Consider the following 24,169-nt stretch of genomic DNA (forward strand, 5'->3'; position numbering starts at 1 on the left):
CTCAAAGAAATACTAACTTGGATAAAATATTTCAGCAGCTTGATGGGAAAGGCTACTTTGATGAAATCAAAAGTAAATACCGTGATCCGGCCACTGTTTATTGCTACCGGGTATTAACTGGTCAACAGTTAGCCTGCAAAACAATTAAACTAGCAGCGTTTAGACATTTGAATGATTTAAAGCGATCCACGGAAGGTAATTTTCCGTATTACTATGATTTGGATAAATGCCGAAATATCTGTAACTTCGCACGCATGTGCCCTGATGTTTCTCAAAACAAGCCAATACCACTGATGATTTGGCAACAAGCAATCTTGTGCCTTTCTCAGGGATGGCGAACAAAGGAAGACAAGCAAAAGCGATTTGAGCGATGTATGGTTTCAGTGGCTCGGACTAATGGCAAGTCATATTTATTGAATATCTTGATACTTTACGCTTACTTGGTCGAGGCTAGTGACCAGTTTAACGCTGATTTGTGTTACTTGGCACCAGTTGATAAGCAGTCTAAGAAGTCTTGGCGTTACATTAAACAGACTTTTAACAGCTTACAAGAAATGCCTGGATTTCGTAAATTAATCAAGGATCAGAATATTGCGATTAATGATGATGTTTTGAAATCCACGAAGACTCAAAACCAGATATTACGAATGACAGCTGGTAGTGCACAATTAGATGCCTTTCATTTCCTTTTTGCCACTGTGGATGAATACGGTGATGAAAATTTTAATTCGGATGTGATTTCTAAGGTCACGTCTGGACAAGTTCAAACTAGTAACCGGCAAACATTTTTTATCAGTACGGCATACAGTAACCCTAAAGTCCCGATGTATAGTGATGTTAGACGACTCACTAAGGTGATGGAAAAAGATTCTAACCGAACGGAAGATTCAACGTTGGCATTAATTTGGCAGCAGGATGACCAAGATGAAGTTGATGATCCAGAAACATGGGTGAAAAGTAATCCATTACTAGATTTACCGGCTAAGCATGATACCCTACTGAAAGGGTTAATTAGCGAACGTGATTCTAAGCTGGAAGACGGCACATTAAATGATTTCATTAACCGTAACCTCAATATGTGGTTGCAGACGGCTAAAGATAAATATTTGAAACTAGAGGATATTCAAAAGTCAGTTGTTTCTGATTTCGAAATTGATAATCAAGATTGCTATGTGGGTTTTGATTTATCACATGCTTCAGATGATACAGCTTATAGTTTTGTTTTCCCACATTTGAATGGCGAACAAAAGAAATATTTCATCTTGCAGCATTCATTTGTTCCGTTAGCCCGAGCAGATAATTCCATTATTGTGAAAGAAAAACAAGATGGAATTAATTACTCAAACGCAGAAAAGTTAGGCTTTTGTGATATTTCGCAAAATTCTTATGGCTTAATTGATGAAGATTTTGTTGGGCGCTGGTTCCTGGATTTTGTTAACGATCATCATTTGAGAGTCAAAGCGTTTATTTATGATCCTTATCAAGCTAGCGCAATTACTGATTGGTTGGATAATAATATGCCAGAAGTGCCTTTTATTACTTTAAAGCAAGGGACGGTTAGTTTGAGCTCGCCCACAGTATTTTTGAGAAATCAGTTTATTGCGGGAAATATTGAGATGCTGGCTGATCCGATTTTGCAGACCTGCTTGGCTAACGCTGTAACAGTGGCTAATCCATATGGTATTAAAATTGATCGAACGGCGTTGACTTCGAAAATTGATTGTGCCGATGCCACTATCGATGCCATGTCTCAAGCCCTTTTTTATTTTGAAAATCCTAATCATGGCCTTAAAGAAGATAAAAAGAATCCATTTAATGGAATGAGTAATGAGGAGGTCAACGAATTCTTTACCAGTGATCATTTTAGTTTTTAATATTTTCAACACTTGTTGGGTGATATATGTAGTGAATAAATTATTAGGGAGGCAGATTAGTTGAATCTGAAACAACTATGGACAGGTTTAATCACTAACCTGTCTTTTATATTATTTTTATTTGGGTTAATTGCATTTGTGGTTGCCGCAAGCCTTATTAATTTTATTGTAGGTTGGGTAGTGGCCGGGATTGCTTTAATCGTTTTAGCCTATGTCATTTCGTGAAAGGAGGCGTTGAATGCTGAACCCCTTTAAAAATTTTATGTCAAAACAAACACAAACAATTAGTACCACCGGGTATTCACCATTTATGTTAAATGGTACATTGTTATCCACTAACACTGTGGATGCAGACGGAGCACTGCAAAACAGTGATATTTATGCGGTGATTAATCGAATTGCAGGTGATGTGGCCAGCTGTGAATTTAAAACAGACCAATATAGCAACATGCTAAATCAGCCCAGCACATTATTGAGTGCTTATAATTTTTGGCAAGCAGTTAGTGCTCAAATGATGTTAACTGGCAACGCCTTTGTTCTAATTCAGCGAAATGGCAATGGAAGTCCAGCAGGGTTGACCTTAATCCCGTTTTACCAGGTCAGCATTACTTTAGATAATCAACAAAATGTTCTTTATTACACAGTTAATTACGGTGATGACCGAGGGCAGGTGACATATTTAGCTGCCGATATTTTACATTTTCGCTTGTTTGTTTCTGGGCAAGTTGCCACTGAACTAGTGGGTAGCAGTCCGCTAAACAGTTTAGCTAAAGAAATTAACATCCAGAACTATAGTAATCAATTGTCACTGAGCAGTTTAAAGAATGCAATTGCGCCTAGTTATACGATTACGGTTCCGGCGGCCAAATTGGAACCGCAGGCTAAGGAAAATATTAGAGAATCGTTTGAAAAACAAAATTCTGGTGCTAATTCTGGTCGACCAATTGTTTTGGATCAATCTGCTCAGCTTGATTCCTTACAGATTAATCCGGATATAGCTAAATTATTAAATAATGCCACGTTTAGTCAGACCCAGATTGCCAAGGCTTTTTGTGTTCCAGATAGTTATTTAAATGGTCAAGGTGACGAACAATCATCAATTGAGATGATTCGTTCTTTGTATCAAAATAGTTTGAGCTTATACATTCGACCAATTGAATCGGAGTTGTCGTTGAAATTGGGAATTGATATAAAAATGGATATTAATTCGGCTATTGATGTTGATCATCAGCAATTAATTAGTAATATTACTAAATTAAGTACTGGTCAGTCACCAGCATTAACGCCACAACAAGCACAAACAATTCTGAAACAAACGGGCGTTTTTCCTAATCTAAAAGTTTCAGCAGTGGAAGGAGGTGATGATAATGACAACAGTACCAATTAAAGGTGTTGTATCTAGTGATGATGATGCTGAAGTATATGAATTCTTTGGCTATTCAACAGTTACTCCTTCCGCAGTTAAAGATGCGTTAAGCACTGCAAATGGTCAAAATATTGTTGCCGAAATTAATTCACCTGGTGGCGATGTGTTTGCGGGTTCTGAGATATATACCGCACTTAAGAATTATACCGGTAATGTGGAAGTTGACATTGTTGGATTAGCAGCGAGTGCGGCCAGTGTCATTGCAATGGCGGGTGATACGATTAAGATTTCACCAACTGCTCAATTAATGATTCATCGGGCTTCCACCGTATCTCAAGGCAATGCAGACAATTTATCCAGCGATTTGCAGGGGTTGAACTCGACTGATCAATCAATTGCAAATGTTTATGTGCAACGAACAGGACTGGATCCGCAAACAGTCATGCAAATGATGGCCAAGGAAACTTATATCAATGCAAAAGATGCCGTTGAACAAGGATTTGCAGACGAAATGATGTTTGCAGATCAACCAAATAAAGTTACTAACATGATGTCGCCCTTGATGTTGAGTAATCAAGCAATTACTAAAGTTAAAACATTGTTAGCAAAAGTAAAACAAAAGTCAAAGGAAACTAATAGCCAAACTAGTGACCAATTGCGATCACATAAGTTGGCTATTTTATTTAAGAAAGAAGGAAATTAAATTATGGATTTAAATAAGCTGCACGATGCTTGGCTTGAAGCTGGTCAAAAAGTCACGGATCTTCAAGAAAAGCGTAATCAAATGGCAGTTGAGTTGAATGATTCTCCTGAAAAATATTCGGATGAGGATCTAACTAAAATTGCTGATTCAATTGATAAAGCAAAGAAGACCCGAGATTTTGCTAAAGGTGCATATGATGATGCCCTGGCAACTGCTAAATTAGTAAAGCCTAATAAACCAGCTGCAGGTGGTCAAAAAGATGTTACGCCAAAAGACAAGCCTAAGTTTATTAATATTGTCAAGGGAGCCTTAAAGGGTGATCCAAAGTTTTTGAATTTGATGTCTAGTGGACTTGATTCCCACGGAAATGGTGTTGGTTTGACGATTCCAGACGATGTCCAAACAGCCATCAACACTTTAAAACAAACCTTTACGTCGTTGGAGCCTTTAGTAACTGTGGAAGGAGTTAGCGCACCATCTGGTTCACGAGTTATTGAACCACGTCAGTCAGTAACTCCATTTGCTAATTTGGACGATGAAACAGCTCAAATTGGTAATAATGATGAGCCAGCATCTTTCAAACCATTAACTTATAAAATTCATCGCTATGCTGGTATTTCTAGCATTACAAATACTTTGATGAATGATAGTGATGCCAACCTCTTAGCATATTTGGAAAACTGGATTGCTAAGAAAGATGTTATTACTCGAAACAGTGAAATTTTAAAAGCGTTGGCTAAGTTACCAAGCGCACAAAAAACCACAGTTAATAGTTTTGACGCCATTAAGGATATTTACAACAAGGAATTGGATCCACTGATTTGGAATGAATCTGCATTTGTTACTAACCAATCAGGCTTTGCTGTTCTGGATAAAGTCAAGGATAATAACGGACAATACGTCATTCAACCTAACCCGCTTAATCCATCACAAAAAATGTTGGCTGGTAAGACAATTACAGTTATTGCCGATGCCTTTCTGCCCAATGATGAAAGCAGTTTCCCACTTTACATTGGTGCTTTGACGGAAGCTGTTCGTCTATTCGACCTTCAGCAGATGTCTTTGTTGGCCACCAACATTGGCGCCGGTTCTTTCGAAAATGACTTGACTAAGATTCGGGCAATTGACCGCTTCGATGTCGAATTGTGGGATACCAAATCGGTCATTTATGCACCATTTACTGGGTTGGCAGATTTAACTCCTGCTGCAAAGACTAGTTCAACTGGCAAGTAATTGAAATAAGTCGCCAATGAAATAAACAATACAGTGATGGGCGGCTGTTAGGAGGGATCATGTGACGGTTAATCCGACAGAATTAATGGATGAGTTGCATATTGACCAAAATCCGACTGAATTAACGACTGTTACCAATTTGATTAATGAGGCAACTGAGATTGTCAATCATTCAGTCAGTTCATCCGAAACCCAATATCAGGCCTCATCAATTTACGACTTAGCAATAAAAACACTGGCAACTCAATTATATTATGATCGTGAATTATCTAGGGGGATGTCGGCTGGTTTGTTGATGATGCTAGATCAACTCCAAGGAATGGTTTCAGGAAGTGATCCGGATGGCACTTAATAAATTTAGTCCGGAGCAGTTTAATCGGCAAGCCCAGTTTGGAACGGCTTTACCAACAATTAATCCTAATACTGGTGCATCAGGAACGCAATTTAAACCACAGTTCGTGTTATGGTGCATGCCTTATACGCGAACTAACACACAGAACGTTTCGCTTTTGGGAACAGATTTTGAAGATACTATTCAAATTGTTATTCGACACAATCCGTTAATTGACAAAGGTCTGCTAGTTCAATATCAAGACCAACTATATCAAATCGTTAATTTGAGTTTAGATGATAGCAATAAAATTGTGACTTATGACATTTTGACTCTACAGATTAATGAGAGAGTTGGTAAAAAACATGGTTAGTATGGCCGAACAATTAGACGATTATTTAGCGAAAATAAAACGATTGGTACCCAACCGGGCGGAAAGAACTATAATCACTAAAGCCGGTGCCGATGTTTTACAAAAGAAATTAGCTGATGAAACTAAACGGCTACATTATAGTAATCGAATTGCTACCGGAAATGATCCTCACTTGGCTGATAGTGTATTAGTTAGTTCGAAAAATATTGATGGTGATGTGGATGGGACAGCGACAGTTGGCTGGGTCAAGAAAAAAGCAGTGATTGCTCGCTGGCTAAATGATGGCACTGTTTACATTGTCGGTGATCACTTTGTGGAAAAGACCCGTGAGGAAACTCGTTCTGATATATTAAAATCTGAATATATTAAGTGGAAGGAGCTGGGTCACTAATGGAATTACCAGTTATGACTGTTTATCAGTTAATTCAATCTTTGCACTATGGTTGGATTGACCAGCTTTATTCCATGAACATTCCTCCCGGAGCTGATACTTCTGGAAAGCAGACCATTGTCTTGATTACTTCCATTACTGAACCGTTGGGCGGATATCGGAACGATCAATTTAGTAATATGCAAGCTAATATTCAAGTTCAAATATTTTGGAAAAAAGATACACAAGAAAATATTTTTAATGAAGAAGTTGCCCTAATGAATAATTTGGAAAATCAGGATTGGCTGGTTAGCTCACATGAGCCTAACACTGTGGATCCACACACCGATCAAGTTACGGCAACTTTTTCAGTTACTAAAACAATTATAGTAAAGAAAGAAGGACTTTAAATGTCAACACATGGTATTAAAGATGTCACCTTTGGTTTGGTTGATGCTAATGGTAAATTACTGACTAGCGATGCAGGAGTAGGAACTAATGGTATCTATTTAGTTGATGGCGATGCTAAAGGCGCTACGACGGCCACAGTTTCTGGCTTGGAAGCCGCGGGTACTGTCGCCTATGCTAATGATGAAGCAAAACGAGTTTCAAATGGTCAGGCACAACCAGAGGTCGCATTGGAATTCTTGGATATTGATTTTGACGAGTTGCAAAAACTCAAAGGATATATTCATGATGTGGCTAATGGTGGTTGGACACGTCAATTGCCAAAGCCCCATGTAGCAATGTTGTTACATTTTCGTTCATACACGAATATTGATATGTACGAAGGCTTTGCTAATGGTCAACTAATTGAAACTGGTAGTTCTCATGCAACGGATAATAATGCTGAAACTGATGCCAATACGGCGTTAACTTACCAAGCATTAACACCAGCTGACAATAAAATCTTCAACGGAGAACCGTACAAGATTTGGATGTCTCAAGATACTGGATTTGATAAAGCTAAAATGTTGGCCGAAGTCTTTGGTGGTTATTCAGCTACTACCGGCGTTAAAATGCCAGGAAAATAAATTAAGGCGGGGATTGTTCCCCGTATACATAACTAAATAAAATAAAGGAGTTTTGATCATGAAAATTAATATTACTCGATTAGGTTTACGTAAAAAGTCAGCTGAGGTTAAGACTACTGTAGGAGTCGTTGAGAAAGCACAAAATTTACAAATTCAATTGCTAAAATCGGATTCAATTGACTTTACTAATGATGATCCACTAGTAGTTTTAGAAACGCAAAAGAAAATGGTTCAAGGATTAGTGCAATTTATGATTGATATTTTTAAGTTGACTGATCAAGAAGTTGAAAAGATTAAATCCACTTTGGATTTTACGGATTTTCAAAATTTCATGGCCTATGTATTATTCCGGTTTCAAGGTATGAGTGATGAAGACTGGGAGACTGTCACCAAACAGCAAAGTGAGGAATCAGCAGACCCAAAAGAAAGCAATTAAGATTAGCCAAATTAATTAATGAACTAAGCATATCCCAACAAGATATGCTTTTTTTTAAACAACAAATGATGAAGCAGGGAATCTTACCAGATGAATTAAATCGACAAGATTACTTTGAATTTATGGCAGTCTTAAATGCTAAAGATAAGAAAAAACAAGTAACGGATCCGGTTGTCGAGTTATTAAATAAACGAAAGGGGACTGACTAATGGCTACTATTAATGATGTAATGAGTACTTCAATTCGCTTGGATGCAGTACAACCCGCACGGTCATTAAAAACTTTAACTAATTACATTAAAGCTAATACCAATGCATGGCGTTCTCAGGAGGTGGCCTTAAAATCTTCTGGAGATAAACTAGATGCTTTAAAAACTAGGTATCAAGGAATATCAGAAGAAATCAAAGGTTATAACTTAAAAATTGATGAGCTGAAACGTCGACAGTCAGGCCTTGATCAAACAACCAACCAAGGATCAGAAAAATATGCTAAATATGCTAATCAGATTGCTAAAGCGCAAGAGAAGATTGCTGGATTAAATGATCAACAGTCTAAGGCGGAAAAGCAATTTGAATACCTTAATTCAGGACTATCTGGATTACAGCGCAACTATCATAACCTTAATCAGGTAACTAATTCTTATGTGGATGCGCTAAAGGCTCAAGGAAAGATTAACCAGGCTGGTCAAGTAAAGCTTAAAGGCCTTAAGGAAGGATTGAATAGCTTATCTGATCAGTACAGATTACAAAATAGTGAACTCAGTAAAAACTCACAGGCTTATAAACAAGCCCAGTTGGCCTATGAAAAACAACAAAATGTTGTTCGCCACCTTACCAACGATACCCACAAGAATGCGGACGAATATGTCCAAGAAAAGGAAAAACTTAATCAATTAAAAGGTAGCTTGGACATTGCTAACGAAGCTTTTAACACCCAACAAGTACGAGTCAACAAAACAGCCACTTCACTGGCCAATGTGCGTTCTGATGTGGTCAAGTACGATTTACAAGTCGGTCACATGAGTGATGCAATGGTGCGATTGGGCGATAAAGCTAACATTGCTAAGAATAAATTTAAAAATTCATTTGGATCAATTAAAGGTAGTTTACTAGGTGCCAGCGTAGCGATGGGGACATTGGGAGCAGCAGCTTTTTCTGGCGCTAAAAAAGCAACTGAACTTCAAAATGTTTATAAAGTAAACCAAAACTTACTGGTTACGGGTGGCGACAAGGCTAAAACTGCTATTAAAACCGTGACAGAAATGCAAAAAGACGGGGCTAAGTACGCTCTTAAATATGGAGTTAGTCAAAAAGAGATTGCTGATCAATACCAAGATCTGATCAAGCGTGGCCATACAGGTGCTGAATCATTAGCGGTTATGAAAACTGAACTGCAAGCCAGTGTGGCTTCTAGTGATGACTTTAAAGATGTGGTTAAAGTATCAAGCCAAGCGATTGAAGCATTTGGCATGAAAACCAATAATACGGCAAAAATGATGCACAACACTAAACGTGTAGTTAATGCATTAGCTTATTCTGCTGACATGACTGCTACTGACTTCCACAGTTTAGGCAAAGGCATGGAATATGTAGGCGATTCAGCTCATAATGCGGGCTTTAGTATTGAGCAAACTTCCGCTGCTTTAGGTGAATTGAGTAACCATGGCTTGGAAGCTGATAAAGCTGGGACAGGTCTGCGAAAAATTATTACTAGTTTAGCAGCTCCAACAAATTCAGCTATGGGCGCTTTAAATGAAATTGGAATTAAATCAACTAAAATATTCCAAACTGCCAATGGTAATTTCAAAACGTTGCCTGCAATTTTTAAAATTATTGAGGAACATACTAAAAAACTTGGTGGAGCTGATACAGCACGCATCTTTAAAAATGTTTTTGGTCCAACCGGCATGCAAGCAGCTCAAATCTTAGCTAAATATAATGGCCAATTGGCTGATTTAACCAACAATGTTTCTAAAGCAAGCAAAGCTGGGACTTACGTTCAAAGATTAGCTAACAAGAATGCACAAACTGCCCAAATGTCCCAGAAACGATTTAAGCAAGCCTGGGATCAATTATCAATTATGTTTGGGTCTAAGTTGTTGCCATATATGACAAAAGCAGCTAATCAAATGACCAAACTCTTTGGTGAAAAAGGCTTTCAGAAAGATATTGGTAAAACGGCTACTTTAACTGCACATGTGGCAGGAGGAATCGCCAATATTGGCATTTTTGCTGTTAAACATTATGAAGGTGTCAAGCGCTTTGGTGAAGCATTAACTGCAATTTGGGCAGTTGGCAAAGTTTATAAATACTTTAAAATATTTAGCGACCTTACTTCTGTTTTTAGTGGTCAAAAGCTAAAGGTGAACCGATTGACATCAGCATATGATGATCAAACTCTAGCCATTGAACGTAACACTAAGGCTAAAGAAGCCAATGTGGATGCTGGGAATGAAACTAGCACAGTTGATGATATTGCTGATAACGCTGGTGGTGAAGGTAAGGTTGCCGAAGATGCTGAAAAAGACGGTAAAACAGCGGTTCACGACATAGATGATACAAGTAAAGTCACCGAAGATACCGGAAAGATAGGCCGATTCGCTAAATTAGCTGAAAAGTTTAAAGGTGTTAGCAAATTAGGAAAGGTTGTTGCAGGCTCTGTCGGTGTCTTAGACGTTTTAAATTCAGCAACTGATTTAATTGGCATGAAAAAGAAGAGTGCCGGTTCACACATTGGCGCTGCTACCGGTTCATTAGGTGGTACTGCAGCAGGTGCAGCAATCGGGACAGCTATTCTTCCTGGAATTGGCACAGCTGTTGGCGCTGGATTGGGTGGCTTGGTTGGTGAAGGTGTTGGTCGTAAGTTTGGTAAAGCTATTCAAAAAGGACTTTCAGCACAAAAAATCCATACACCTAAATTATCTACTAAGTCTTCTTTCAAGAAACTTTCTGATGAAGCGACAAGCTATTATAAAAACCGTGAAGCTCAGGACAAGAAGAACTTACAATTACTTTATAAAAACGGGGACATTACTAAAAAAGAGTACGAAAAACGCCTACAAATTATTAAGGGTGAAGGATCTAAAGCCAACCGATTAACTCTGATGAGTCAGAAAGATCAGCAAGCGATTGCCAAATATTATGCGCAATCACGGCAACGACTAACGGAATCATGGAATGGAAAGATTTTAAAAGCTGAGAATAAATACGGTAAAGGATCCGTTCAAGTTGAAAAGCTACAGGAAGAAAAGAAAGAATCTCTTGAAAAACAACATCTTAAATTTGCTACGAAAGTAACTGCTAAGGAAGCCGAACTGCATACTACCTTAGCTGGCCAGATTAAACTGTCTACTAATAAGATTGCTAAAGATTATAAAACGCTCACTGAAAAGAGTAAAAAATATTCCAAAGAAAAAATGATTAAATTGGTGGCAAATGCTGATGAAGAACAAAAGTCTGTCAGCAAAAAAGCCAACGATGAATATCATAGCGTCTATAATTCAGCTTGGAAGAAATATAAAAATACAGTTAAAGCAGCGGATGAAGAGTATAAGGGAAATAGTTCAGCTGCCAAAGCCCAACGTCAAAAGATTATTGAAGAAGCTCGTAAACAAAGAATTGGTGTTATTAATCACGCTGATAAGCAAAAAAATGATTCAATCACCAAAGCAAAGCAGCAGTCTGATAAGGTGTACGATTATGCACATAATCAAAATCGTAAGGTAACGGCTCAGGCTGTTTCTCAATATGAGAGTATTAAGAAAAATAATTCCAAAACCAAAGACAATTACAGTCTCTCCTGGCATGGCATCTGGAAGTCAGTTGGTAATTGGATTGGCAAACTGGTAAATGGGATGAATAAGAATGCCATTTCAGCCCAGAACAAAGTCTTTAAACAATACGGTGGTTCACAAACCCTAGATCAGATTCCAACGGTAGCCTGGGCAACAGGTACCGGATTATTGAAAAATGGTTTATTAACCCAACCGGTTTTGGCTAAGCTTAACGATGGCCACGACTCACCAGAAACACATAATAAAGAAATCATTGTCCACGCAGATGGGCAATTAGAACCAGTTGAAGGTAAAGATACTCACCGGTTCCTAGAAGCTGGTTCCGGCGTTTTAAATGCTACAGAGTCTAAGATGTTAATGGCTTTAAATGGCATGCAGCACTTTGCTTCAGGTACCGGTTTATTTGGTGGTATCGGCAAATTTTTTAAAGGTATCTGGGGTTCTTTAAAGCAGAAGTTGTCGGCACTATCACACATCGCTAATCATTCTGATGCAACTTTCAAACAAGTTTTTCAACCTAACTTTGGCGATATAAAGGGAACTGTTGGAGAGAACTTTGCCAATATGTTTGGCAAACGCGACAAGCAACAGGGTTCGGTTTGGTGGGATACTGCCTGGAATATGCTACATGGCATGGTTTCCGAAGGCGGCGGTCAGACTGATTCAGCATTTTTGAATGAAGCTAAGAAATTGGCAAATCGTGCCCATCACCGATATTCTGAAGGCTCTAATGTCCGCTTAGGACCGAATTATTATGATTGTTCTGGCTTAGTTTATGAGACTTTGAAACACATGGGAATTACAGTTCCTGGTGGATCTACCACGGTTCCGGAATACAAATACTCAAAACCCGTATCGTGGAAGAATGCTAAAACTGGTGATTTGGCTTTCTTCGGTCGTGGAGGAAGTCAACACGTTGGTATTGTGGTTGATAATAGTGGCTCTGGGCATATGTTCAGTGCCGAAAATCCAAAGGACGGGATTAAATATTCTACTATCAAGGGATTCGGTGATTTTGTTGGGATTCGAAGAGTGCCTGGATTGATTGACAAAGTTAAAAAGTCAACTAAATCTCATAAACAAAGTTCCGGATTACAAGCACTAGTAAAGTCGCAATTAAAGCATTCCGGGGTTTGGAGTTGGGTATCAAAAAACTTAAAACCATTATGGCAAAAACTGTTTGGTAGTTTAAGTAGTTTTGGATTAAGTGGCGATGTGGCGGCTAGAGCCAAAACCTTAGCAAAAGCGTTGAAAAAACTAGATCCACGCGCAACCAAGGCAGGAATTGCTGCAATCCTTGGCAATTGGGAATTTGAGTCGGGACTAAATCCTAATGAAAGAAATTCATCTGGTGGAGCCTCCGGTCTTGGACAGTGGTTGGGTGGTAGATTGAATCACTTGAAGTCATATGCTCGACGTCATGGTGAAAGCTGGCGAAATGCGGCTACTCAATTAAAATTTGCGTTGGGTGATGACAGTTCCGATTCTTCTGTATTTAAACGAATCCTGGAAGGCCACGGTTCGATCGCTTCGTTAGCCAGTCAGTTTTCTGAAGATTGGGAACGTGGTGGCTATACGGGGCAACACGTTAACGGTGCGAAGAAAGTTGCTAATTATTTAGGATATGCGAATGGTGGCTTAGTTGATCAAGAACAGTTAATTAAAGTGGCCGAACGTAATAAACCGGAAACCATCATTCCGTGGGATATTAACAAACGGGGACGAGCCTATGAACTTTTGGCTGATACCATGGCTCATTTTAAGCAAACAGATCAGCATACCAACCAATCAAGCAATTCGGATGGTCAGGCTGTCAAAAGACTTGAAGCAAAGTTTGATACAATGATTAAACTTATGAGTCAATTGGTCGATGGCCAAAACAATCCGATTCCGGCAGTAGTGACTGACAAGCAAGTTGTTCAGGCAGTCAATAAACATAATAAACGGACAACAGCTAAAAATAATTGGGGAAGGGGCGTAACCTTTGGCTAACAATGATAATTATGATGTGAACACGTTTGATTTTGCGTTTGATGAAAACGGAAATGATGGCTTTAATTCACAAGATGATTTAGGAATCTTTTTGAATCATGTATCGAAACCGTTAGCACCTAGCATTACTGAGTCGTTTCAAGATGTTCCTAAACGTTATGGTGGTGTTTACTTGGGAACAGACTACGGTGAAAAAGAATTCGACATTCCAATTACCTGTTTCTGTACTACTCGTGACGAATATAATGAGCGCATTAAAACATTGACTAATGTTTTAGTTAATACCAGCAGTGATGCTGATACTGAATATCCGTTAAGGTTTAATGACGATCCAGATGTAACTTATTATGGACACTTTACGAGTATTCCCACACCGACATTTATTAATGAAGGTGTTCAGGACTTTCAAACCACGTTAGTCTTCATGCTGGCGGATCCACGTGGATTTCTACCACAAAAAGAAATAAAAATTACGGACAATGATCAGCAAATTATTCCTGAAGGAAATACGGAAGTTGATCCAATTATTCATATTATTCCAAAAACCGATCTTTATTATGTGGGTTATGAAACAAATGATGATTATGTAGCGGTTGGATATAACGTTGATGATGGTGATACGGCTACGGATAGTGATGGTAACATTACAGTCATGGGACAATCCCAAACTCAACAGGTTGACGACCCATGTAACTCATTAGCAACGTGGATTCAATGTGGCGAGGATACACAAGCTTTTCCAATTTATAAGGGTGAGTTAGATGGAAAATCGGCAGCCACTGGTACTTCAATTATGGTGGCTAAAGATAAAGATGATCATTACGAATGGGGATCTCGTGGGAAACACAAGAATTTTTACGGACCAGCGGTTATGCATAATGGTCTACCGAAAATTACTCCCTATTGGAAAGTTTCGGTACGCTTACATCATGTTAAACGAATGAAAAATGAGCGGGCGATGGGAAAAATTGAAGCTTATTTATTGGACAATAACGGTAATGTTTGTGGCAGGATGGGCATTGAAGATTACTCAATGGGACGGTATCCACGGGCGTTTATTCAATTAGGTAATAATTTTGATAGTAGTAACTCTGATAGTTATTTGACATTGCTATTTGATGAAGGTAATGGTCAGCAGAAACAAAATGAGGCTACAAAACATGTTAAAGTAGCATACACCAAAACGGTCACCGTTAAGAAGAAGACAGCCAAAAAGAAGAAGACGACTAAAAAGAAGAAGTGATATAAATGAATCTACAATTCTTTGCGCGGAAGAAACGAAAAACTCGTAAGAAGACTAAGACTAAAAAGAAACGAGTTGTGAAATCTAAAAAGGGTGGCAAGAAGAGTAGTAGTAAAGGGGGTAAAAAAACATCAGCTCCCAAAGCTACAACGAAAAAGAAAAAGGAAAAAGAATATGTAACTGAAACTTCGTATATGAATAGGGATGCTTACTCGAATTTTTATGGTGAATTTATTCTTGAACGACAGAAGAAATCGGATAAGTCTGGTAATGTTTACGATAACTGGGTAGCAGAAATTAACCAGTGGGATCCTAAAACTGGTGAACCATATAGTGTTAATAACACCCATAAAACTCATATGCATAAGGAAAAATTGGATAAGTCCGGTAAGTTTGGCTTCGCCTTGGCAAATTTAGGCGTTTTCTTTGGCAAACATGATATTAAAGAGGACTTGGTTAATCCAGTGGTGGCGTATAAGTCGGATTATGAAGCTTTAACCAATTATGAAGAATGGCGCAGTGATGGCTCTACTGATCCGGATGATACACCACATATTATTGCCAAGGCTGGTCAAGAAATTATTATTGATACGGCCAACAATAAAGTTACTATTGATGGAAAGCCGGCCGATAAATACGTTTCATGGTTATCGACCTTCCCTAAATTAACCGGTGGGGTTCCACAAGCTCTACACTTTGTCCCGGATCCCAAAAATGCTGATGTAACAATTGAATATCGACCAGCAATTAAGTAGTCACGAAAGCGACTACTTTTTTTATACATAAATAAGGAGGTTAGAGATTTGTATATTATCCTGGATAAAAATTTAAAGCGAGTTGCCACGTTATCGACTAATTCAGACGCCAACCCGTTTTGGGGTGAAGTAGTTGAACGCCAAATTGCCGATGATAACAGTAACTCGGATGATGGCATTACTGGCGTTAGCACTTTTAATAGTACGGATCCAAATGCTAACTCCAAAAGCTGGAATGATACATTAACAGGACTAACCATGTTGCAAAGTGCCCCTGCGGCTCAATACTTAACGGTTGGTAATAGTGTCGCAGGGTATGATGATGTGCATAATCATTGGCGTATTTATCGAATCTATCAGGTTGACGAAAACATTGATGCAACTAGTGGAGCTCATCTGGTAACGGTTGATGCTATTAACCTAGCAATCTATAAATTAAATAAGACCATTCCACCCCAAAAAGAAATTAAAGATTGTAAATTAGATCAAGCTATGCAATGGATCATGGCAGATACCGGTTGGGATTTACAAAATAATTGTTCTTCGGGATTATTTGCCGATATTAATTTTGATGGAACGTCTTCTAGTCAAGCTGCATTACAGACGGTTCTATCAACTTACGATGCGGAAGCTGATGCCTATTGTCATATTGACTCCAACGGTATTGTGACTGATCTAATTTTAGAATTAGCTGATCAATTAGGTGAAAATGAGGGGAAATCAATTACCTATGGGCAAAACATGTTATCCGTTCAACGAGAAACAGTTGATACTAATTTGGTTACTAAACTCTATATCGTTGGAGCAAATAATGCTTCAATTGCAGAGGTTAATAATGGTAAGAACTATATTACTGACGTTTCAGCAAATTCTCTTTATAACACTGATCAGAACACCTGGCTGGAAGGAACGATTACTAGTGACACTATTACTGAACCTAAAGCATTACTTGATTGGGGATTGCGGGAATTAAGATTGTACAATCATCCACGAATTAACTATGCTGTGGAGGTTACTCAAGATTTTCAAGCTAACTTGGGCGATACTATTAAGGTGATTGATTTATCCATGAACCCAATTTTAACCACGGAAGCGCGAGTCATTCAGCAAACCACTTCGGAGAGTGATCCAAGTCAAAATAAAGTCGTCTTGGGAGAGTTTAGCACAGTTAAAGTAATTACGCCGGCGTTTATTCGCAATATGGAACAGCGTTGGAATGATCACGTTAAGAAACTATTTGAAGAAGCCCGAGAGAATGCCAATGCAGCCACAGTCAGTTTGATTACGCCGTTAGGTTCAACTTGGTATAACACAGATACTTCCAAACGGGTGATTGCGAGATTGTTTATTGAAGGTGAAAACGTGACTTCTTATCTGTCACCACAAGCTTTTAATTGGCAAAAAATTAATATGGACGGTACCCGTGATATTGGGTGGGAAGCTGACCATGCAAAAGATGGTTATCAAGTTACGATTGAACCACCATTTGTCGGGACACTATTAGTCACCATTGATGATACTTATGTGAAAGATGAGGCAGAGATGTGGATTGATACCAGTAGTTCAGCTGATGGTTCCTGGAATAAGCTTTGGGAAACTAAGGATGCCGCCAACAAAGATTTTAACGGTGATCAGCACATTGGGGCTTTACAATTTTCATATTTATTGAGTGATGGTTCGGTGTTGTCTAGTTATCACTATTCTAAAGACAAAAACCATTCAGATTGTGAATTTATTAAATGGAACGCTGATGGAACATTACAGAGCATGATGTTTGTAACTGGTGGTGGCCATTGTGGATCGTTCGGCTATGATGAAAGTTCCAATACGATTTATACAGAAATAAAAGATCCAATTGATGGGAAATATTATTTGGTAACAATGGCATACCAAGCCAATACAAGTGCTAGTAATATAACTAGGTGGTGCCAAGTAAAACAATATTTTCGAGTTAACGTTGATTTGAAGAACAATCTGTGGCTGGGAAGCACGACGAGTGGGAAAGTGTATGTTTGTCAGATAAGCGATTTACAGACAGGAAACTTCAAACCAATCATTGAATTTAAATTGCAAGATTTTAAATGGAAGCCATTACCAGCTGGAACCACTAATAATGGCGCTTATAACACTCTTCAGGCAAATGGGATTAGTTATCCATTTGCTTTTTTTACGGCGGGCGATGCTAACAATGCTGATGACAAACATGTTATGTGTATTAACTTAATTACACAGTCAATGGTATTTGATTATGTGGTGGAACCAATGCAGGATATTAAGTTAACAGTGCCGTTGGAAAATGGCGGTCATTTGGAGCCGGAGGGCATATATGAAGATGTTAATAATTCTAGGTTAATTGTTGGCTTTAATGTTTCTGAATATAGGGATGCTGCACACACTGTGTCTATTGCTCATAGTGCATTATATACGGCTCCCCTTAAAATCCGTGATGATTCTAAAGACTTAGTTGTTGAATATCCTGAACAAGATGAAGGTGAAAATGATGAAGCTGAACAACCAGTAATTGCTGGAAATGATAATGCGGATGATTCGGATGCAAGTTCTGATAGTGATGAAGATGGGGATGAATCAACTGGTGAAGGAACCAAAATTGAGGATGGTGATAACGATTGATTATTGCAACGGGGACGTTAAATATTGATGAAAATGCTAAGCTTGCCCAGCAAGCTTCTGACGATGCCAAAAGTGCCGCTAATTCTGCAGCTGATGAAGCGGGTAAGGTTAAAACATCGTTGGATGGGAAAATCACTGTTTCATCTCAAGAACCATTTGATGATGGGAAAAATCATGATGAAGGTGATATTTGGTACGTCCAAGACAGTAACCATATAACTAGTGAAATGTACACCTATGATGGATCTGATTGGGTTAAGACTAAGATGTCTCAAACAGCTTTGTCAGTTGGACAGCTTTCAGCGTTATCTGCTGATTTAGGAACCATTGAAGCCGGATATTTGAACTCTGTGGAAGTTGACTCATCAATCATTAAAGGTGGCAGTATTTCTGGTTCATCTTTGTCGTTAACAAATGGAAATACTAATTATTGGTTAGATCAGAACGGGTTTCATGACCGTTATCATGGAAACAATATATTTAACGGTTATGTACAAAAAGATGTTTGGATTAATAACTCGGGAATTTCAATTTCTGATGGAAATTATAAGGCTGATATTCAACCAGAACAAATTAAAATGTCTGGCGGTGGTGGAACAGGAACTATTTGGCCTACGAATATTAATTGGCCTGCTATTACCATTTCAAATAACATTCAAATAAAATCTCAACACATAATTCACAGCATTGATTATGGAGCTTTGTATTTTGAAGGCGGTTCTGATGGTGGTGAAGATGGTATTGACATTCATGCCGGCGGGGTTTACTCACATGGGACTAATTTACTTAATGAAATTAAGAGGATTGATGGTAAACCTGATAGTAGTGGTGATATTAGTAGGATTGATGGTGACATTAGTAGGATTCGTGATGAAATTAGTGATATTAAAAGGGAATTGAAGAATAAGAAGAATAAGTAAGGTGATCTGATGAATGATATTAACGCGCAAGATTTAATTAACCAGTTAGTTAATGAGTACAGTCAAGATATGGCAGCAAAAAATCAACAAATTGCGTTATTAAAAATTGAAAATAATCAGCTTAGAAAGAAGGTGAAAACTAATGAGTAAGGAACTCGCATTCACGGATGATAATGATGTGGTTAAATATTTAGATACAACCACTGCTTTTAATCTGGCACTCACGGCCGACGGGGTGGCCTTTGATTTAACTAATGCTAAGTCAATTCTGGTTAAAATAGCTAATGACGATGGATATATCATGCAACAAACTATTGATTTAACCACTGTAACTAGTCCGCTTGGTGGAACACTAAGTTTTCCAATTAATCAGGATATCATGAACACATTGGTTCCAGATGATTATGATATTGAAGTTTGGGTTACTATGAAAGATGGTACGCAGGCCATCTTTCCAAGCGATGGAACGTTAGGATTTTCAATTGAAGAGAACCTCATGAGTGATACTGGTGAAGTGATTCCGACAATCACTTTAAATGATTTTCAGCAACAATTTAATGATTTGAGTAATCAAATGGAGAATGCGGTTCATAATGTTCAAAAGGGTGATAAAGGTGACAAAGGTGATACTGGTGATACTGGTGCAACAGGTCCACAAGGTATTCAAGGGCCAAAAGGCGATACTGGTGCAACGGGTCCGCAAGGGCCAAAAGGCGATACCGGTGCAACGGGTCCGCAAGGGCCAACTGGTCCACAAGGTCCTGTTGGTTCTGGGTTAGTTGTTAAAGGTACAGTCAACAGTGCTTCACAACTTCCAAATACTGGAAATCAAGAAGGTTACTGTTATTTTGTTGGTACAGATTTGTATGTTTGGGATGCAGGAAAATGGAAAAATTGCGGAAACGTAAGCCCAGATTTAAGTAAATACGTTACTGTTACTGATCTAAACAATGGATTGAGTACAAAAGTTACCGATAACAAAGATGGTACTGAACAACTTAATGGAGTTAAGGTACAGCCGTTCAATAAGTTATCAGATACTATTGGTGGACGGAACTTGCTACCGGGTACAAGTGGAACATTACAAACTGTGGCTAATGCTTCTGGGTATGACCTGCACTTGCCGGCGATTACTCCAGTGGTGGCAACAATTGATAGTGATACAACTTATACAGCTAGGGCATGGCTATCACCAGTTTCATATAACATGAGTATTCAAATAGCGTGGAAAGATGCACAGGGTACCAAGTACTATGATAGTGGTAATACTATATCCGCTGGCACATCTGGCTACAGCACTCGGACAAAAACGCTTAAGGCTGGCAGTACTATTCAGTATGTCACAATAATTTTTAATCAATCACAATCAAGATCTTCAAGTGTATCGTATAAAGAAATGAAGTTCGAACAAGGTTCAATAGCTACTGATTGGACACCAGCTCCGGAAGACAAGGTTAATGTTTCAGATATGCGTAAACCTGCAAGTGATGTAGCGGGAATTGAAGAGGTTAACGCCAAACAAGATAAAATTGGTTACACGCCGGCAGATGATTCCAAAGTAGCCCACCTATCTGGTAAAAACAACTTTGACACTGTTCCAACTGTTAAAAATAATCCGTTATTACTAGCAAGCAGTTTGCCATCTGACTTAGCACGTACGACTAAGGATGCTAATTTTACAAGAAAACTTCAAAAGTCTGGAATTGACGTGGCAACCACAACGGATGTTAAAAATGCTGTTAATACCGCAACAAGTAATGTGGTTACAACTAATAAATTAGCAAACTTTACAGCAGGTTTGCAGTCTGGAGGTGTCTCAGTCGCTACTAGCGACGATTTGAAAAGCGTTGAGAAATCGGCTTGGCATCAATTAAATAATATTCCTCTAGGAGGAACATTTCTCTATAGGATTGACCAAAGTTCCAAGAGGATTTATATTATTTACTCATTAAATACCAGTAGTTATACAAATAGTGGAACTAAAATAGCTGACTTTTCATCAATAGTAAATAATATAAAGACTATCTCTGGAATCATCTACGCTTCTAATGAAGTCACCGTCAAGTACAGCAACGATACTGGGACGCATGCTAATTTGTCAATTAGTAATCCTGCCTATATTACGCCAGATTCTGACTTAATTATATATGGTACTTCTTGGGTAGGCATCAGTGATGGAGCTTATTTTACGTATGATTCTCTAAAATAATAATTAAAAATCGGATACAATCTAAAATAAAGAAGGAATTTTTATGACTTATTATGTAACACTTGATACAGACGGTTTCATTACGGCGTACCAGAGTTTGCTATATTAAGTATGCACTAAATAAAAAAGGAGATAATAAATAATGTTTATTTATGTTACGTTTGATTCAAATGGTTTTGTCACTGATTATAAGAAAGTCGAAACCGAAGGTTATACAAAGGTGTTCGTCTTAGATTCATGGATTAATCAGTTTGCTCAATATCCAGATAAGTTTAGATATGATTCAACTAATCAAACATTGCTTAATCCAGGTAACTTACCGAGTGTTTCATTGAACCAAGTAAGTACAGATGTAACCACCTTACAAACTCAGTTACAATCTTTGCAATCAACAGGTACGCAAACTGATTCACAATTGGGAGCTTTGGTAAGTAACATTTCAGTGGTTCAAGGACAAATTCTCGGAGAACTACAAAATATTCAAACTCAATTAAATGCTTCTGAAAAAGCAACTACTGTACCAGTAGCAAATACAACTAATTCACCAGCTTAATAAAAGGAGGTAATACAATGTTTAATATTGATTGGCACGGAATGCTTAAAATTGAATATGATAACGGTTGGTTATCTTATGATAAATTGAAACTGTTCGTTGGTTGGAATGAATTAACAAAAGATCAGTTTACTGATATTACTGGTAAGAATTATGACACTGGTAGCGTTGCCCAAGTAACAAGCTCATTATAACGATTACTCAGTTTAGTAAACCCACATGTGATCTCTTGGCGGAATGCAAGTTTAATTAAATTAAAGTCCGTCACTTTTTTGGAACAGTGGTATAATCATTTTCGTAGGCATTACCCCCTTTGGTGCCTACGCATTCGAATATTCATCTGAGCATTTATGAATGCCCCATGCTCATACATTCCCCTCAATGTATGTGATGTATACACGCCCGTCATAAGATGGGCGTGTTTGTTTTTAATAATTAGTTGTTACGACTATATAATCGTGATACAAAGTGTTTGTGGAATTCCATTCCTCCAAGAAGGAATTTCATATTCTTCAATATGATATGAATTGAGGGCGCCCTTTAAAGCGGGGCGTTTTCTTTTACACAAATTTTATGGAGGTAATTTTATGTACACACAAATTGTCGATATTTTTAATTCTCTTAAAGCAACCGGACTGGTTGCTTTTTTAATTGCTGTAATTCCAGCAACTTACAAATTGGTTAAACCGTTGATTGAAGCTAAAATTAAAACTGAAAAGAATACTCATATCAAGCAAGGGATGGAATTAGGCTTGAAATTAGCGAATGCTTTCGTTCCTGTGGTGGCAAGTATGCCTGCTTTAAGTAACTCAGATCGCAAAAAGGCGGTTAATCAATTTGTTGATTCTGGCTTAAAAGAGTCCGGCTTTAATTTTAAAGCAGAAACAATTGAAGGATTAGCAGAACAAGCTTACCAGTATTATAAACACACTCTAAAGGGAGATAATCACAAAGCACCTGTTACTCCGGCGCCTACAAATGACGTTACACCCGACGTTCCAGTCGATGACGATCCGGAAGTATTTAACGAACCCCAATCATCTGAACAAAAGTAGGAAGTGACGAAAATGACAAAAAAGGTTGCTGATTTATCTGCTTACCAAGGCAGTTCTGAGACCTACATGAAATTTTTAAAAAGTCACGGAATTGATGCCACGGTGGTTAAATTGACGGAAGGCACTGGATACATTAACCCTAAAGCTAGAGAACAAGTGGCTAACGGATTCAAAGTATTTGGTACTGTGAGTGTTTATCATTTCTTTCATGGTCATGGTTCATCAGAAGCTAAGTATTTCTTAGCTTGGGTAAAAAGCTTTGGGTTGGATAAATCCACAGTCTTGGCCCTAGATGTGGAAGCACAAGACCTTCCTTGGAAGACCACACCCGAAGTAAATGTCTTTTTAAAGGAGTTAAAAGCCAACGGATTTACCAACGTTATTACTTATGGATCCGGTTCATGGTTTGCTGAAAAGCGAATTGATCGAGCGAAACTTATTGATAAGCATATTTGGGTAGCGGCGTATGGTGTTAGTCAACCGGGAATTGATAATGCGAATGCCTGGCAATATACCGATAACTATGATGGATTAAAGGTTGACGCCAGCTTAGATTTTGATGGTTCACTGTCCGGAAGTGGGGTAGTTATTAAACCTGCTAAACCGGAATATTATCAAACTCCAGGCCTATACGAAGCAACACAAAGCGTAATTCACCAATTTAACGATGCTGAATTCAAGTCTAAACGGCATACTCGTCTGATTAAAGGAAGTCGATTCTATGCTACCCCAATAAGATATGGTGAGATTTATCGACTTTCTACGCCAACTGGGTACTATACAGCTAATAAGGACAAGGTTAAGTTTATCTTTGCAGTAAAGGCTGGTGATAAGTAATGGTGGAAGTCCCTGATGAAATTAACATGACTAAAATGCTCATTGGCATTAAAGAAGATATTTCTTCCATTAAACAACAGCTGAATGATCAGGCTGATTTGAATGCTAAAACAGATAAAGCTTTGGCTAAGTCTATTGAAAATGAACATCGAATTGATAATCTTACACATATTAACTATGCATTAATTTCTTTAGTGGCAGCGGGAATTATTGTACCGTTGATTATTTATTTAATTGAGAAATTTATGTGAGATGAATCCCCCTTGAATGATTATGGGGGGGAGTACATATATTGGTATATATTAATTAATATTATTTTGTGCTTTTGATAATATTATGCATATATTAGCTTTTGGTTATTGAACTATCATTTTTGAGGACAAAATAGCTAATAACGGGCAAATAACGGCCAATTAAAATTATAAATGCCTTTATATCAACGTTTGTAAGGGACACTTGTG

Annotated in this window: 24 protein-coding genes; all 24 read left to right on the top strand. The window is 38.1% G+C overall.

The features are described 5' to 3' along the window. A partial coding sequence (locus tag LKE01_RS09260; RefSeq protein WP_225426944.1) for a terminase TerL endonuclease subunit occupies window positions 1-1,874 on the top strand: 1,874 nt, incomplete at its 5' end. Between the two features lie 60 nt (window positions 1,875-1,934). After that, window positions 1,935-2,099: a hypothetical protein gene (locus tag LKE01_RS12070; RefSeq protein WP_008214368.1), complete on the top strand. Its 165-nt coding sequence runs from the start codon at window positions 1,935-1,937 to the stop codon at window positions 2,097-2,099. 13 nt (window positions 2,100-2,112) lie between these two features. Beyond that, a complete protein-coding gene (locus LKE01_RS09265) occupies window positions 2,113-3,261 on the top strand; it encodes a phage portal protein (protein WP_056980869.1) in 1,149 nt (382 codons plus the stop codon). Beyond that, window positions 3,242-3,943, top strand: a complete 702-nt coding sequence (locus LKE01_RS09270; protein WP_054769286.1) for a head maturation protease, ClpP-related — start codon at window positions 3,242-3,244, stop codon at window positions 3,941-3,943. The genes LKE01_RS09265 and LKE01_RS09270 overlap by 20 nt, the downstream gene beginning before the upstream one ends. Window positions 3,944-3,946: 3 nt before the next feature. Next, window positions 3,947-5,176, top strand: a complete 1,230-nt coding sequence (locus LKE01_RS09275) for a phage major capsid protein (protein WP_056980870.1) — start codon at window positions 3,947-3,949, stop codon at window positions 5,174-5,176. Between the two features lie 61 nt (window positions 5,177-5,237). Beyond that, complete coding sequence (locus LKE01_RS09280) at window positions 5,238-5,528, top strand: head-tail connector protein (protein ID WP_225426945.1); 291 nt, start codon at window positions 5,238-5,240, stop codon at window positions 5,526-5,528. Then, complete coding sequence (locus tag LKE01_RS09285) at window positions 5,518-5,880, top strand: phage head closure protein (RefSeq protein ID WP_003636420.1); 363 nt, start codon at window positions 5,518-5,520, stop codon at window positions 5,878-5,880. Before LKE01_RS09280 ends, LKE01_RS09285 begins: the two co-directional genes overlap by 11 nt. After that, window positions 5,873-6,271, top strand: coding sequence for an HK97-gp10 family putative phage morphogenesis protein (locus LKE01_RS09290; RefSeq protein WP_003636422.1), 399 nt, complete (start codon window positions 5,873-5,875; stop codon window positions 6,269-6,271). Before LKE01_RS09285 ends, LKE01_RS09290 begins: the two co-directional genes overlap by 8 nt. Continuing rightward, entirely contained in the window at window positions 6,271-6,660 is a 390-nt protein-coding gene (locus tag LKE01_RS09295) for a DUF806 family protein (protein WP_054769285.1), read from the top strand. The genes LKE01_RS09290 and LKE01_RS09295 overlap by 1 nt, the downstream gene beginning before the upstream one ends. Beyond that, on the top strand, window positions 6,661-7,284 hold the full coding sequence (locus LKE01_RS09300) for a phage tail protein (RefSeq protein ID WP_054769284.1): 624 nt from the start codon (window positions 6,661-6,663) through the stop codon (window positions 7,282-7,284). A gap of 58 nt (window positions 7,285-7,342) precedes the next feature. Further along, the gene (locus LKE01_RS09305) at window positions 7,343-7,720 is read left to right on the top strand and encodes a phage tail assembly chaperone (RefSeq protein ID WP_054769283.1); all 378 of its coding nucleotides are present in this window, start codon (window positions 7,343-7,345) and stop codon (window positions 7,718-7,720) included. A 44-nt stretch (window positions 7,721-7,764) separates the two neighbouring features. Next, entirely contained in the window at window positions 7,765-7,929 is a 165-nt protein-coding gene (locus LKE01_RS12075; RefSeq protein ID WP_003636432.1) for a hypothetical protein, read from the top strand. Then, window positions 7,929-13,505, top strand: coding sequence for a phage tail tape measure protein (locus LKE01_RS09310; protein ID WP_056980871.1), 5,577 nt, complete (start codon window positions 7,929-7,931; stop codon window positions 13,503-13,505). The genes LKE01_RS12075 and LKE01_RS09310 overlap by 1 nt, the downstream gene beginning before the upstream one ends. Beyond that, window positions 13,498-14,748: a distal tail protein Dit gene (locus LKE01_RS09315; protein WP_056980872.1), complete on the top strand. Its 1,251-nt coding sequence runs from the start codon at window positions 13,498-13,500 to the stop codon at window positions 14,746-14,748. Before LKE01_RS09310 ends, LKE01_RS09315 begins: the two co-directional genes overlap by 8 nt. Before the next feature lie 5 nt (window positions 14,749-14,753). Next, the gene (locus LKE01_RS09320) at window positions 14,754-15,503 is read left to right on the top strand and encodes a phage distal tail protein (protein WP_056980873.1); all 750 of its coding nucleotides are present in this window, start codon (window positions 14,754-14,756) and stop codon (window positions 15,501-15,503) included. A gap of 258 nt (window positions 15,504-15,761) precedes the next feature. Next, on the top strand, window positions 15,762-18,134 hold the full coding sequence (locus LKE01_RS09325; RefSeq protein WP_235805494.1) for a phage tail spike protein: 2,373 nt from the start codon (window positions 15,762-15,764) through the stop codon (window positions 18,132-18,134). Continuing rightward, a complete protein-coding gene (locus tag LKE01_RS09330; protein WP_225426946.1) occupies window positions 18,131-19,054 on the top strand; it encodes a hypothetical protein in 924 nt (307 codons plus the stop codon). The genes LKE01_RS09325 and LKE01_RS09330 overlap by 4 nt, the downstream gene beginning before the upstream one ends. 9 nt (window positions 19,055-19,063) lie before the next feature. Then, window positions 19,064-19,204 (top strand): hypothetical protein, encoded by a 141-nt coding sequence (locus LKE01_RS12080; protein ID WP_008214398.1) that lies wholly within the window; start codon window positions 19,064-19,066, stop codon window positions 19,202-19,204. Next, complete coding sequence (locus tag LKE01_RS12205) at window positions 19,197-21,263, top strand: collagen-like triple helix repeat-containing protein (protein WP_056980875.1); 2,067 nt, start codon at window positions 19,197-19,199, stop codon at window positions 21,261-21,263. The genes LKE01_RS12080 and LKE01_RS12205 overlap by 8 nt, the downstream gene beginning before the upstream one ends. 142 nt (window positions 21,264-21,405) lie before the next feature. Then, window positions 21,406-21,816 carry a hypothetical protein gene (locus tag LKE01_RS09345; protein WP_054769279.1) on the top strand — a complete coding sequence of 137 codons (411 nt, stop codon included), beginning with the start codon at window positions 21,406-21,408 and terminating at the stop codon, window positions 21,814-21,816. Between the two features lie 17 nt (window positions 21,817-21,833). Then, complete coding sequence (locus tag LKE01_RS09350; protein ID WP_054769278.1) at window positions 21,834-22,010, top strand: XkdX family protein; 177 nt, start codon at window positions 21,834-21,836, stop codon at window positions 22,008-22,010. Between the two features lie 393 nt (window positions 22,011-22,403). Continuing rightward, complete coding sequence (locus LKE01_RS09355) at window positions 22,404-22,871, top strand: hypothetical protein (protein WP_008214405.1); 468 nt, start codon at window positions 22,404-22,406, stop codon at window positions 22,869-22,871. A 12-nt stretch (window positions 22,872-22,883) separates the two neighbouring features. Further along, on the top strand, window positions 22,884-23,708 hold the full coding sequence (locus tag LKE01_RS09360; RefSeq protein WP_054769277.1) for a GH25 family lysozyme: 825 nt from the start codon (window positions 22,884-22,886) through the stop codon (window positions 23,706-23,708). Continuing rightward, a complete protein-coding gene (locus LKE01_RS09365) occupies window positions 23,708-23,959 on the top strand; it encodes a hypothetical protein (RefSeq protein ID WP_020282065.1) in 252 nt (83 codons plus the stop codon). The genes LKE01_RS09360 and LKE01_RS09365 overlap by 1 nt, the downstream gene beginning before the upstream one ends. Window positions 23,960-24,169: the final 210 nt, after the last annotated feature.

Source organism: Lentilactobacillus kefiri (assembly GCF_007989105.1).
Lineage (GTDB): Bacteria > Bacillota > Bacilli > Lactobacillales > Lactobacillaceae > Lentilactobacillus > Lentilactobacillus kefiri.